This window comes from Ruegeria sp. CDSA193 (assembly GCF_059611885.1).
Genome location: NZ_JBXWPN010000001.1, coordinates 297,962 through 311,011, shown reverse-complemented (window position 1 = coordinate 311,011; position 13,050 = coordinate 297,962). Strand labels below are relative to the sequence as shown.

Below are 13,050 nucleotides of genomic sequence, written 5' to 3'. Positions count from 1 at the left end.
CGCGCATTAGGAGTTCTACGATGTTGATTGGTAACCAAATATTTGTGTCGCAGAAACAAAAAAGCCGGGCGCTGGCCCGGCTTGTTTTTATTCCCACTCGATTGTGCCCGGAGGCTTCGACGTGATGTCATAGGTGCATCGGTTGATGCCTTTGACCTCATTGATGATCCGGGTGGCGGTTTCGCCCAGGAATTCATGACTGAACGGGTAATAGTCGGCGGTCATTCCGTCGACTGAGGTAACTGCCCGCAGGGCGCAGGCATAGTCGTACGTGCGGCCATCGCCCATGACACCGACGGTTCGAACCGGCAGGATCGCCACGAAGGCCTGCCAGATATCATCATAAAGCCCATGTTTGCGAATCTGGTCGATATAGATCGCATCGGCTTCGCGCAGGATATCTAGTTTTTCGCGGGTGATTTCACCGGGGCAACGGATTGCCAGACCAGGGCCGGGGAAGGGGTGGCGGCCGATAAAGCTTTGGGGCAGACCCAGCTCGCGTCCCAATGCGCGGACCTCGTCCTTGAACAGTTCGCGCAGCGGTTCAACCAGTTTCAGGCCCATTTTCTCTGGCAGACCACCAACATTGTGGTGGCTTTTGATCGTGACCGAAGGCCCGCCCGAGAACGAAACGGATTCGATCACATCAGGGTAGAGGGTACCTTGGGCCAGGAATTCCGCCCCGTCGATCGTGTCGGCATGTTTCTGGAATACGTCGATGAACAGCTTGCCAATTATCTTGCGCTTGGTTTCCGGGTCGCTTTGCCCCTCAAGCTCACCTAGGAACAGATCGCTTTCATCCGCGTGGATCAGCCGAATATTATAGTTGTCGCGGAACATGCCGACGACTTCGTCTGCCTCGTTCTTGCGCAACAGGCCGTGATCAACGAACACACAGGTCAGCTGGTCGCCAATCGCCTCGTGGATCAGGATCGCCGCGACCGAACTATCGACACCTCCGGACAGACCGCAAATCACTTGTTTATCGCCCACTTGTTCGCGGATCGTCGCGATCATCTGCTCGCGATAGGCACCCATGGTCCAATCGCCGCTGAACCCGGCGAGCTTTACAAAATTCTCATAAAGCTTGGCGCCCTTTGGTGTGTGGTGCACCTCGGGATGGAACTGAACTGCATAAAAATGGCGGGACGTGTCTGCGGTGATCGCAAACGGTGCGTTGGGCGAGGTGCCATAAACCTGAAACCCCGGCGCGATTTCACTGACATGGTCGCCGTGACTCATCCAGACCTGTTCATCGCCGTCAGTGAACCAGCCATCGAGAATATCCAGTTGGCTTTTGGGGGTCACAAAGGCGCGGCCGAACTCTGCGGTGCCATGGCCGCTTTCGACCTTGCCGCCCAACTGGTGCATCATCACTTGCTGCCCATAGCAGATACCAAGGATAGGAACGCCAATGTCAAAGATTTCCTGCGGGACCCGCGGAGACCCTTCTCGTGTCACGCTATCGGGACCGCCCGAGAAAATAACGGCCTTTGGGGCCATTTTCCGAACGAAGTCCGTCGTAACATTCTGATAAGGATGGATTTCACAATAAACATTCAGCTCACGCAGGCGGCGCGCAATCAGTTGCGTTACCTGGCTGCCGAAGTCGATGATCAGAAGGCGGTCATGGGTGTCTTGGGTCATGGGTCTGCTACTAGGTTGCGAAGATGATAAGCGCAAGGGATTTCAAGTGGTATAGACACGCCAGTTGGTCGCGGTTAGGGCCCGCTAGTCTGGTGGACGGTCCCGAAACGAATGACGAAGACCCGCGCGACTTTAAAAACATGTGCTGGGTCATTTGTGGCGGTTGTCCCCGACATTTTGTCGCTTTTTCCCCTATAGCGCCGTTATCCACGACTGCCATTGCGGCGGGTTCCTGTAACACACATGTAAATTCAACAACTGATACGGGATTTTCTCATGACAGAGGCAAACACCCGGCGCAGGGCGAGAGGTGGCGGTGGCGCTGCCCGCCGGGCCGAACGTACAGCGGTTCGTATCGAGACCGCAAAGTACATCGAACGCAATATTCCGAATTTCGAGGTTCTCAACGAAGAAGCGTTGCAGATCATCGAAACAAATGCGGAAACGCTTCTGGCCGAAGTCGGCGTCAATTTTGTCGACAACCCTGCGGCGCTGGAACGTTGGAAAGACGCGGGCGCCGATGTGGATGGCGAACGGGTGCGCATCCCACGCGGCCTTGCGCGCGAGTTGATCAAAACTGCGCCAAGCGAGTTCACGCAGCACGCAAGAAACCCTGAAAAGTCCGTGGTCATCGGCGGTCGCAATCTGGTTCTGGCGCCGGTCTATGGCCCTCCGTTCGTGCGTGATGCGCAGGGTGGCCGTCGCTATGCGACCATGGACGATTTCAACAAGTTCGTGAAACTGGCTTACATGTCAAAGTGGCTGCACCACTCGGGCGGTACTGTGTGCGAACCCACAGACGTTCCTGTGAACAAGCGTCACCTGGACATGCTGATGGCGCATATGACCTTATCGGACAAGCCATTCATGGGCTCGGTCACCGATCCCAGCCGCGCTCAGGATTCGGTGGAAATGTGTGAGATCCTGTTCGGCAAAGAGTTTGTTCAGGAAAACACGGTCATGACTTCGCTGACCAACATCAACTCGCCGATGACCTTCGACGATGTGATGATGGGGTCGCTGGAAGTCTACGCCAGGAATAATCAGGCCTGCATCATCTCGCCGTTCATCGTCGGTGGTGCGATGGCGCCGGTTTCGATAGCGGGGACATTGACACAGGTTCTGGCCGAAGTTTTGGCCGGTGTCGCGTACAGTCAGATCATCCGCCCGGGAGCGCCTGCTATCTTTGGTGCTTTCGTTTCGTCGATCGACATGAACTCAGGCGCGCCAACCTTTGGCACACCCGAGGCGTCAATGGTTACCTATGGCGCGGGACAGCTGGCGCGGCGTCTGGGTCTGCCGTTCCGCTCAGCCGGGTCGTTCTGTGGCTCGAAACTGCCCGATGCGCAGGCCGCTTATGAGACCGCGAACTCGCTGAACATGGGGCTGATGGCGGGTGTGAACTTCATGCTGCATTCCTGCGGCTGGCTTGAAGGCGGCCTGGTTGCGGACTTTGAAAAGTTCGTCATGGACGCAGATCAACTTGGCGTTCTGCACGGTCTGGCCAAGGGTGTGGCCTATGATGAGAACGCTCAGGCCATGGACGCAATCCGCGAGGTCGGCCCGGGTGGCCACTATCTGGGATGTGCCCATACGCAGGCAAACTTCAAAGAGGCGTTCTGGAAGTCCGACCTGCTGGACTACAAACCTTACGAAACCTGGGAAGACGAGGGCGCGCGCGATACGCGGCAGTTGGCCTCGTCTCGGGTCGAGCATTTGATTGCCAACTACAAGCAACCGGAACTCGACCCGGGAATTCACAGCGCTTTGACCGAATATGTTGAAAAGAAAAAGGCCTCTATGCCGGACGCTTTCAGCTGATAACTGAAAACTGTGAGGCGCGGCTGGCTTTGTACAGCTGCGCCTCACCCAATAGCGCGATCAGAAGGTCCAAATGACGGACCAGCGAATAGCCTGCATCTTCTGCCAGCCTCTGCGCGTTAACCTCTCGTTCAATATCCATCAAACGCATCAGCGCCGCGCCCGACCCAGGCAGCGATCCGTATCCGAGTATGCGTTGCAGGTGGCGGTCCCGATCATAGTCCTGCGCCCCGTGCCTGGCTGCCCGTGCCAATAGGCGGGGGCGGCGGAGGGCGGAAATCATGGTCATCAGGTCCTGCATCTTTGGGCTCCACTTGTCGGATTAATGTTGCCCAATTTGTTGCACAACCTAAGCGGGTGTTGCCTTAATCGGGTTCTCCCCGAACTCTCGCTTCATGAGTGTTTATGAATTTGAATGAAATCTGGTCATCACCTCCGGCGATTAACGAACGAGTAACGAAAGCGACTCTAGTTAGAATTGGTTAACAAAGTCACCGGGGGCGATAGAGAACAGATTGTTTCGTCGATGAGGGCACAGAACTATGGAAAACAACATGGCTTTCACCATTCCGGCTTGGGTACCTGAGGGGGCACAGCGATACCTGGCCCACACAGAAACCGGCCAGTCGATCCGCGATATTGCGCGATCTGCGGGGTGCCATGCTTCGACCATTCTTAGACAAATCCGCCGAATTGAGATGCGCCGTGACGATCCATTGGTGGATGCGGCTTTGCAGTCGTTGGCCGAAGAACATTTTTCGGTCAATGATATTTCTGATCGCACGGTTTCAGCCTTCAGTCATGATTCACACGTCGAAAAAGAAGAGGAATTCAACCACGAGGCCCTAAGGGTACTGCGCAGACTGTGTGAGACCGGTTCGGTCCTGGCTGTCGCTGAAGAAATGAACAAAGCAGTGGTCGTGCGCGATACCGGCGACGCCGCCGCGACCAGGACTGCAGTGGTTGATTGCAGGATCGCACAGGCATTGGCGTTGAAGGATTGGATTTCCTGCGACAACCCAGGCCGGATATCGCGCTACCGGATTACCAGCGCGGGCCGTACGGCACTGAGCCAGTTAATGGCCGACTTCGAGAACCAGGCAAGGTCTCGAAACGAACATGGAATGGCAGACGCGCCTGCTTCGTTTCATGGGGCGCCCTCTCACGCGACGACAAATCGCGCCCATCCAGAACGTTCCAGAAGAATGCGCTATAGCGCCGCGGAAAGCCCGCTTATCGCGCTGGCCAGACGCCGGGACCGGGATGGAAAGCCGTTTTTAGATGAAGCACTTGTCGGGGCAGGAGAGCGCCTACGTGAGGATTTTGAACTGGCTCAGATCGGACCTCAGGTTGCACAGAACTGGGACCATTTCCTGACTGCCGGTGGGCGCGGAAGTTTTGGAAGCGACGACACTGGCAACCGGGGTTCTTCAGAAGCGCGCGACCGCGTAGAGCGTGCATTGTCTGACCTTGGACCGGGGCTGAGCGACGTGGCTTTGCGCTGCTGTTGCTATCTGGAGGGGTTGGAATTGGCGGAAAAGCGAATGGGGTGGTCAGCGCGGTCCGGCAAAATCGTTTTGCGTATCGCATTACAGCGCCTGAAACGTCACTACCAGGATCAGGAAGAGCGAAGCCGTATGATCGGATAACACTTTGATCGGTTTTGGTTGCGGTTTCAGGGTGGAGTGATAGCTAGGGGTTATGAACTTTACCCTTCGACAGCTCCTATACTTTAACGCCGTTGCGCAGCAGCGCAACTTTGGGCGGGCGGCGCAGATGTGTAACGTTTCGCAACCGGCATTATCGGTTCAGATCAAGGCGTTAGAAGAGACCCTCGGTGGTGCCCTGTTCGAGCGTAAGGCCCGTGACATATTGCTTACCCCTTTGGGGCGGGATGTGCTTGAATATGCACGTCAGATACTTGGTGCCTCGGACAGGCTCGACCAATTTGCCAAGGATCACTCAAGCGGGCATCGGTCTTTGTCGATCGGAATAATCCCGACGATTGCGCCCTATGTTCTGCCAGGTGTTCTGGCGGGGTTAAGGGCGGCCGATGTTTCTTTGAGAGTGCAGATACGCGAAGCGCGGACAGAGCGCCTGTTGACGATGCTGCGCGCTGGTGAGATCGACGCAGGTGTGGTCGCGCTGCCCTCCGGGGGAAGCGAATTGTTCGAACTTCCCTTGTTCGAGGATCGGTTCTTATTGGCTGGAAGTTCGGCACGGTTGCGCAATTTTTCCAGCGATACAGAGCGTTTGCGCCCTTTGGACCTTCAAAATGCACAGCTTATGCTACTGGATGATGGGCACTGCCTGACGGATCAGGCCCTGGAGGTTTGTGGTCAGGACCGCAGCAGCGGTCTGATTAACATGGGTGCCTCGTCTTTGGCGACATTATCCCGTTTGGTTGCCGAAGGGTTTGGATTGACGCTCATGCCAGAGCTTGCCGCCCGTTCCGAATCCGACGCGGTACCGGGTCTTGAGCTGATGCGATTTGCCTCGCCGCAGCCGGCAAGGACAGTGGGGCTAGTTCGTCGATCTTCTACCTCGCAGGAAGATTGGTTCGAAAGCCTGGCGGATACCATTCGCACCGTCGGCGAGAGCATTGTCACGCAAACGCGCTAGTCACAAAAAAGCCCGCCTGAAGCGGGCTTTTCTGTTGAGGACGAACTCAAGCCAGTTCCGGCTCTTTGACTTCGTTTAGATGTTTCATCAGGTTTTCCGGTGACGAAACGCCATAGGGGTCCTCGGGGCAGTTATCCATCAGTCCGGGCTCTTCGAACCAGGCTTCGACGACGCCGTCATTGATGATGGCCGCATAGCGCCAGGACCGCATACCAAAACCCAGATTGTCCTTGTCGACCAACATACCCATTTTGCGTGTGAAATCGCCCGAGCCATCAGGGATGACTTTGACGTTTTTCAGGCCCTGATCCTGTGCCCATTTGTTCATGACAAAGCTGTCGTTCACGGACATGCAGTAAATCTCATCGACCCCAGCGGCCTGGAAATCTGCGTATCCGTTTTCGAAACCAGGCAGCTGATAGGTCGAGCATGTCGGGGTGAATGCGCCCGGCAGCGAGAACAGAATTACGCGCTTGCCCGAGAAGTAATCCGCCGTGGTTTTGTCTTCCCAGCGGAACGGGTTTGGTCCCTCGATTGCGGCGTCGCGGACGCGGGTGTGAAAGGTCACTTCGGGCAGTTTGGCGCCAGATTTCATGATCGAACTCCTGTGAATCACATGCGGTTTTCGTGGACTTAAAAGGATTCTAAATCGGCTTCAATGGCCGATGTTCCAGCTGCGTCAGAATCGACCCATGAACGCGTAAGTTGCAGTTAATCATAGGAAATTATTTAGAATTTTGGCCCTGAGACGTCAAAGTCTTTCACCCTGATGCATAGCGGCTATGCATGGGTGGTGTAATAGCAGAGGTCAGTTTATGTTATGGGTAAACCGAATTGACCCAAAGTCAGAAAGACCGGCCGTGCGCGATCTGAACATTCCCGAACAAAGACACCCAGAAAAGGCTCATCGGCCCGACAATTCGCAGCCGAAAAAGCCCAGTTGGATACGCGTCAAAGCACCCGGTGGTCAGGGTTATGCCGAGACGCACAAGATCATGCGCGAGAATAATCTGGTCACTGTCTGTGAAGAGGCCGGATGCCCAAATGTTGGCGAATGCTGGAGCCAGGGCCACGCCACCATGATGATCATGGGCGAGATCTGCACGCGCGGCTGTACCTTCTGTAACATTGCAACGGGACGTCCGGACTCGTTGGATGCGTTTGAACCAGGGCGCGTGGCACATGCGGTCGAAAAGCTGGGTTTGAACCACGTCGTGATTACATCCGTTGACCGCGACGATCTGAAAGACGGCGGTGCCGATCATTTCGCGCAGACGATACGCGCGGTGCGGCACCGGTCGCCGAAGACGACCATTGAAATCCTGACACCTGATTTCCTGAAATGTGACTCTTCCGTTCTTGAAACTGTCGTCGAGGCCAAGCCGGACGTGTTCAACCACAACCTGGAAACCGTACCTGGCCTGTACCTCGAAGTGCGTCCCGGTGCGCGCTATTTCCACTCGCTGCGGCTGTTGCAGCGCGTCAAAGAGCTGGATCCGTCGGTCTTTACCAAATCCGGGATCATGGTTGGTTTGGGTGAGGATGGTCAGCAGGTCCGGCAGGTCATGGATGATATGCGCGCCGCTGAAATTGATTTCCTGACCATCGGTCAGTATCTGCAGCCCACGCCCAAACACCACGGAGTCGATCGGTTCGTAACGCCGGAAGAATTCGCATCCTATGAAAAGGCAGCTTATGGCAAAGGGTTCCTGATGGTATCGGCCACACCTTTGACCCGGTCGTCTTATCACGCCGGAGACGATTTTGCCCGGCTGCGTGAGGCACGCCAGAAAAAGCTGGAACAGGGGTGACACCCGAAGCGCATGCGCGGCTGACACGCCTGCGCCACGACCTGCATCAATATCCCGAACTATCCGGGCACGAGCGTGAGACCGCTGCCCGCATAACAGATCTTTTGCGGGGGTTCGGTGCGGACCATGTGCTTACCGGACTGGGAGGGCATGGCGTTGCCGCGGTTTTTGACAGTGGGCAGGCTGGGCCAACCGTTGGTATCCGGTGCGAATTGGATGGGCTGCCGATTCAAGAACTTGGCACGCACCTATATGTGTCGAAGGTTTCGGGCAAAGGGCATCTGTGTGGCCATGATGGGCACATGGCGATGGTGCTTGGCGTTGCCGAAGACCTGGCGCGTCACCGACCCCAAAAGGGTCGGGTGGTTTTGATCTTTCAACCGGCTGAAGAAACCGGGCGGGGCGCCATCGCCTTTCGCGCGGACCCTCAATTCGCGAAGATCGCGCCGGACTACGTGTTCTCTCTGCACAACCTGCCGGGGTTGGAACTTGGCGCTGTTGAGTTGTGTCAGAGTTCGGCTAACTGCGCCTCGCGCGGGATGAAAATCATCCTGACCGGCAAGACGTCCCATGCGGCTGCGCCTCAGGATGGGATTTCCCCGGCTGAGGCGATGTCCGAACTGGTTTCGAAGCTGGCGAGTTTAGGCGCAGGCGGCGCGTTGGATGCCGATTTTGCGCTGACAACTGTGACGCATGCCCGTTTGGGAGAGCCGACTTTCGGCGTCGCTCCGGGACAGGCCGAGATCTGGGTAACCTTGCGCACCGTTTCAGATGCCCGGATGCAGACGCTGATGACCGAGGCCGAGGCACTGGCGCGCCGCGCCGCATCCGCCGACAGTCTGGAGGTTGAGATCACCTATGACGATGTCTTCGAGGCCTGCGTCAATCACAGCGACGCGGTGAGCATCATCGCAACGGCCTGCGCCGAGCGTGGAGTACCGTGCCATTCAACAGAGACGCCGCAAAAGTTCTCAGAAGATTTCGGGCAATTTGGGAAAGGCGCAAAAACGGCCATGTTCTGGCTGGGGTCGGGGCAGGATCATCCGCAATTGCATAACCCTGACTATGATTTCCCAGACGCACTTATCTCGGTAGGAGTAGACGTATTTGTTGCCGCAATTCGATCACTTAATGGCTGAAACTTCAGTTTACGAGATCGCTCACTATTCCAACGGCATCAATGACTGTCTTAGTTTCATCAGATATCGACAGGATTTCGTCATCCACGCGGATATATCGCTGACCGGCGGGTAGGGGCTTCAACTTCCAGCCGTCCAGGTCATCAAGATAGTCAAAATTCAGATCGTTAGGGAGTTTCTGACCTCGCGTATAACGCTTGATCTGTCCGGGCGGTACACCAACGCCATTATTGGTCTTTATCGACTTTTCGATTTTCGACTTGTCTGGACCTTTCCCTTTGCCCTTGTTGTCTTTTGCGTCCGCAAGACCAACCGTTGCGGCGACTGCGCAAGTCGCCAGAAGCCCAATAGACATTACTTTCATAAGCAGAATCCTCCCAAGATGATTGGAGGGTAATCTGTTGTTGAGGGCGTTGTCCAATGGTATTCAATTAAGTGAATGCAAAGGTGCGCAGCAACTTTGACTATTGGAATCTGGGTCTATTTTTACCCTTCTCAGTCTTCGATAAAACGAACCTTACCAATAAATGGCAAGTTGCGATTGCGCTGTGCGTAGTCGATCCCGTAACCCACAACAAACTCATCAGGAATTTCAAACCCGATCCAGTCCGAACGGAAATCGACTTCGCGCCGGCTGGGCTTGTCCAGTAGTGCGATCGAGCGAAGTTTTCCAGGATCGCGGCTTTGCAGCAGATGAGTAACATGGTTCAGCGTGTGCCCGGTGTCGACGATATCCTCGACTACCAGAACGTCGCGACCCTCAATAGCGCCGCGCAGGTCTTTTAGAATGCGGACTTCCCGGCTGCTTTCCATCGCATCCCCGTAGGATGACGCCTCAAGGAAATCCACTTCAATGGGCAAGTCCAATTCGCGCACCAGATCGGCGATAAAGACAAAGCTACCACGCAGCAGGCCGACAACAACCAGCTTGTCGGTTCCGTCGAATTCGGCAGTGATTTCGCGGCAAAGTTCTTCGATCCTGGCGGCAATGGCCTTTGCCGAGATCATCTCATCAATCACATATCCGCGCTGGCTCATCACTGCCCCCTTGATCTTTGGCGCGCAACATACGACATGACGCGCCATTGTCACCTGCAAAAACCGGACGCCATGCCTATACATTCGGAAACGCGACACCTGCCTTACACTGCGCAACAGATGTACGATCTGGTTGCCGATGTAGCAAAGTATCCCGAGTTTTTGCCCTGGTGTGCGGCTGCACGTATCCGACGCTCATATGCAGCAGGAGAGGCACAGGTGATGGAAGCTGACCTGATCATTTCGTTCAAAGTGTTCCGCGAACGCTTTGGCAGCCGGGTTACCCTGTTTGCCGAACAACGCCGGATCGACACGGAATATCTGGATGGGCCCTTCAAATACATGAAGTCGGACTGGCATTTCGAGGACGCGGCAGAAGGCGGGTGCAACGTTTCGTTCCATGTTGATTTCGAATTCAAGAATGCCATTCTTCAGGGTATCATCGGAGTGGTCTTCAATGAGGCGATGCACAGGATCGTGAGGGCGTTCGAGGGCCGGGCAGAGGAATTGTACAGCTAAGTCTTTACCCGAAACCGGCGCTTGCTAGACTGCGCCTCATGACTGATTTTACCACAGCATTGGCCGATTTTGCCTCGGGGGCTGTTGCGACCTCGTCAGAGGCCCGTCTCGTAACCTCTCTGTCTGCGCTGGATTGGGTGGCTGTTGGCCGCGTCGGTGTTAGCGAACCCGTATCTCAGACCGTGCGCGCACTGGTTCTGGATGAAGGAGGCAACCCGCAGGCCCATCTGTTTGGCGGGGGGCTGGCTCCCGTCAGGTCAGCAGGTTTGGTTAACGGAACCATTTCCCACGCTTTGGATTATGATGACACGCATTTTGCGCATATCGGGCACCCTTCGGTCGCGGTTATGCCTGCGGCCTTTGCCCTTTGTGATTGGGACGACCGGATTCTTGTCGATGTCCTTGAGGCCGCTCTTGTCGGGATGGAGGTTTCGATCCGCGTAGGGCTTTGGCTGGGGCGTGCGCATTACCAGGGCGGGTTCCATCAGACCGCGACGTCAGGTGCCTTTGGTGCGGCGGTCGCCGCTGGCCGGGTGCTGCGGTTCGATACGGAAAAGATGCGCCGGGTTCTTGGTCTGGCTGCCACCCGCGCCGCAGGGCTGAAAGCTCATTTCGGCACGATGGGAAAGCCCTATAATGCCGGGCTAGCTGCCGCTGCAGGGGTTGAGGCTGCGCTGTTGGTGTCCAAGGGGTTTGATCCCAACTCGGATGCGCTTGAGGGGCCCTATGGTTTTGGTGCAACCCATATGGGTCAGTCCGAAAAGGCCGCTGCTCTGGATGGAATCGGAGAGACGTGGCTGTTCAAAGATGTAAGCCATAAGTTTCATGCATGCTGTCATGGGTTGCACGCCGCATTAGAGGCTGCACGTGACCTGGATATTGCTGAACCCGAAGTAGCCGAGATCAGGATCAGGACCCACCCGCGCTGGATGACAGTGTGTAATCAAACCTCTCCGACCACCGGGTTGGGGGCCAAGTTTTCCTACCGGACGGTTATTGCTATGCAAGCGTTGGGATATGACACAGCCTTGCCAGACAGTTTTTCGGATAAGGTATGTGCGGATAGGCGCCTGCAATCGCTGCGGGACCGGATTTCAGTCGAAGCCGATGAGTCGCTGTCTGAAACTCAAGCGGATCTGTCTTTGCTGCGCCGCGATGGGGCACGTAAACAGGCCAGCCACGATTTGCTTGGCCCTATGACATTGGCCGACCGGGAAGACCGGGTCAGAAGCAAGGCGGCCAAGCTGATCGGTGCCGAGGACGCAGACGCGATCTGGTCGATGCTGCGTACCGGTGGCCGCACCCGTGATCTGGCGAAAATGCTGGCGCGTTAGACGACGCGCCAGTGCAAGGGGAACCCGGGTTCGAATACTGTTACCGGGCCGTCGTCAGTTTCGATCTTGTCGGGATATTCAACGGGGTCGCCCTTGGTAAGGGTGATGGTTTCTTTATTCACCGGCAGGCCATAAAACGCAGGTCCGTTCAATGATGTGAACCCTTCCAGCTTGTCCAGCGCATCCGCTTTGTCAAACATCTCGGCCACCAGGGACATGGTGTTTGTGGCGGTGAAACATCCCGCACAGCCACAGGCCATTTCCTTGTTTGCATCTGTGTGTGGCGCGCTGTCGGTGCCAAGGAAGTAGCAAGACATCCCAGAAGTTGCGGCGCTCAACAAAGCCTGGCGATGGGTCTCGCGCTTGGCCACGGGCAGGCAGTAGTAATGCGGTTTGATCCCGCCCACCAGGATGTGATTGCGGTTGATGATCAGGTGATGGGCTGTGATTGTTGCAGCAAGATCATCTCCACCGGATTGCGCATAAATCGCACCCTGAGCCGTCGTGATGTGTTCCATCACGACCCGCAAACCAGGAGTCGCCTGGCGCAGTGGATCAAGTATCGTATCGATAAAAACCTCTTCGCGGTCGAAAATGTCGACCTCGGCATCGGTGACTTCACCATGGACACACATCGGCAGACCGATCTCAGCCATTCTCTCAAGCACCGGGCGGACCTTGTCGAAATTACGCACGCCCGAGGCGGAATTGGTGGTTGCGCCTGCGGGATACAGCTTTACGGCCTTGATCAGCCCGCTTGCATGGGCTGCGGCGACATCCTCGGCGTCGGTGTCTTCGGTCAGGTACAAGGTCATCAGCGGCTCGAACGGCATGCCTTCGGGCAGGGCGGCCAGAATGCGGTCGCGATATGCGGCGGCCTGATCGCCGCGCACAACTGGCGGAACAAGGTTCGGCATTATGATCGCACGGGCAAAATGGCGTGCGGTTTCGGGCAGAACGGCCTGCAACATGGCGCCATCGCGCAAATGCAGATGCCAGTCATCGGGGCGGCGAATGGTCAGCGTATCAGTCATGCGCACCCGCTAGCACAGCCTCGGCCAAAGACCAACCAAACCGTGAGGATCTGGTGCAAAAACTTCACCTCTCTGCCGCGATGGC

13 protein-coding genes are annotated in these 13,050 nt (G+C 56.2%); 7 read left to right on the top strand and 6 right to left on the bottom strand.

What is annotated here, in order from left to right:
* Window positions 1-87: 87 nt before the first annotated feature.
* Window positions 88-1,647 carry a glutamine-hydrolyzing GMP synthase gene (guaA, locus tag AC2FLG_RS01585; RefSeq protein ID WP_281994698.1) on the bottom strand — a complete coding sequence of 520 codons (1,560 nt, stop codon included), beginning with the start codon at window positions 1,645-1,647 and terminating at the stop codon, window positions 88-90.
* A 276-nt stretch (window positions 1,648-1,923) separates the two neighbouring features.
* Between guaA and AC2FLG_RS01580 the strand changes: the two genes are divergently transcribed.
* A complete protein-coding gene (locus tag AC2FLG_RS01580; protein WP_142634141.1) occupies window positions 1,924-3,468 on the top strand; it encodes a trimethylamine methyltransferase family protein in 1,545 nt (514 codons plus the stop codon).
* Here AC2FLG_RS01580 and AC2FLG_RS01575 read toward each other — a convergent pair.
* The gene (locus AC2FLG_RS01575) at window positions 3,461-3,769 is read right to left on the bottom strand and encodes a DUF6477 family protein (RefSeq protein ID WP_496704736.1); all 309 of its coding nucleotides are present in this window, start codon (window positions 3,767-3,769) and stop codon (window positions 3,461-3,463) included. The two genes, AC2FLG_RS01580 and AC2FLG_RS01575, sit on opposite strands and share 8 nt — an antisense overlap.
* Window positions 3,770-4,010: 241 nt before the next feature.
* Here AC2FLG_RS01575 and AC2FLG_RS01570 point away from each other — a divergent pair, with 241 nt between their 5' ends.
* Window positions 4,011-5,117 carry a DUF6456 domain-containing protein gene (locus tag AC2FLG_RS01570; RefSeq protein WP_496704734.1) on the top strand — a complete coding sequence of 369 codons (1,107 nt, stop codon included), beginning with the start codon at window positions 4,011-4,013 and terminating at the stop codon, window positions 5,115-5,117.
* Between the two features lie 52 nt (window positions 5,118-5,169).
* Window positions 5,170-6,090: a hydrogen peroxide-inducible genes activator gene (locus AC2FLG_RS01565; RefSeq protein WP_496700205.1), complete on the top strand. Its 921-nt coding sequence runs from the start codon at window positions 5,170-5,172 to the stop codon at window positions 6,088-6,090.
* 46 nt (window positions 6,091-6,136) lie between these two features.
* Here the strand turns inward: AC2FLG_RS01565 and AC2FLG_RS01560 are convergent, their stop codons facing one another.
* Window positions 6,137-6,685: a peroxiredoxin gene (locus tag AC2FLG_RS01560; protein WP_496704732.1), complete on the bottom strand. Its 549-nt coding sequence runs from the start codon at window positions 6,683-6,685 to the stop codon at window positions 6,137-6,139.
* Window positions 6,686-6,950: 265 nt separating this feature from the next.
* On the opposite strand from AC2FLG_RS01560, the gene lipA reads away from it, so the two are divergent.
* A complete protein-coding gene (lipA, locus tag AC2FLG_RS01555) occupies window positions 6,951-7,901 on the top strand; it encodes a lipoyl synthase (protein WP_496704730.1) in 951 nt (316 codons plus the stop codon).
* On the top strand, window positions 7,898-9,040 hold the full coding sequence (locus tag AC2FLG_RS01550; protein ID WP_496704728.1) for an amidohydrolase: 1,143 nt from the start codon (window positions 7,898-7,900) through the stop codon (window positions 9,038-9,040). The genes lipA and AC2FLG_RS01550 overlap by 4 nt, the downstream gene beginning before the upstream one ends.
* A gap of 4 nt (window positions 9,041-9,044) precedes the next feature.
* Here AC2FLG_RS01550 and AC2FLG_RS01545 read toward each other — a convergent pair whose 3' ends face one another.
* Both AC2FLG_RS01545 and hpt read right to left on the bottom strand, forming a co-directional pair.
* The gene (locus AC2FLG_RS01545) at window positions 9,045-9,404 is read right to left on the bottom strand and encodes a hypothetical protein (RefSeq protein WP_496700207.1); all 360 of its coding nucleotides are present in this window, start codon (window positions 9,402-9,404) and stop codon (window positions 9,045-9,047) included.
* A 131-nt stretch (window positions 9,405-9,535) separates the two neighbouring features.
* Window positions 9,536-10,078 (bottom strand): hypoxanthine phosphoribosyltransferase, encoded by a 543-nt coding sequence (hpt, locus tag AC2FLG_RS01540; RefSeq protein ID WP_142634125.1) that lies wholly within the window; start codon window positions 10,076-10,078, stop codon window positions 9,536-9,538.
* A gap of 72 nt (window positions 10,079-10,150) precedes the next feature.
* Between hpt and AC2FLG_RS01535 the strand changes: the two genes are divergently transcribed.
* Window positions 10,151-10,597 (top strand): type II toxin-antitoxin system RatA family toxin, encoded by a 447-nt coding sequence (locus AC2FLG_RS01535; protein WP_142634123.1) that lies wholly within the window; start codon window positions 10,151-10,153, stop codon window positions 10,595-10,597.
* Window positions 10,598-10,635: 38 nt separating this feature from the next.
* Window positions 10,636-11,931, top strand: a complete 1,296-nt coding sequence (locus tag AC2FLG_RS01530) for an MmgE/PrpD family protein (RefSeq protein ID WP_496704726.1) — start codon at window positions 10,636-10,638, stop codon at window positions 11,929-11,931.
* On the opposite strand, the gene pyrC is transcribed toward AC2FLG_RS01530, so the two are convergent.
* Entirely contained in the window at window positions 11,928-12,965 is a 1,038-nt protein-coding gene (gene pyrC / locus AC2FLG_RS01525; protein ID WP_496704724.1) for a dihydroorotase, read from the bottom strand. The two genes, AC2FLG_RS01530 and pyrC, sit on opposite strands and share 4 nt — an antisense overlap.
* Between the last annotated feature and the right edge of the window lie 85 nt (window positions 12,966-13,050).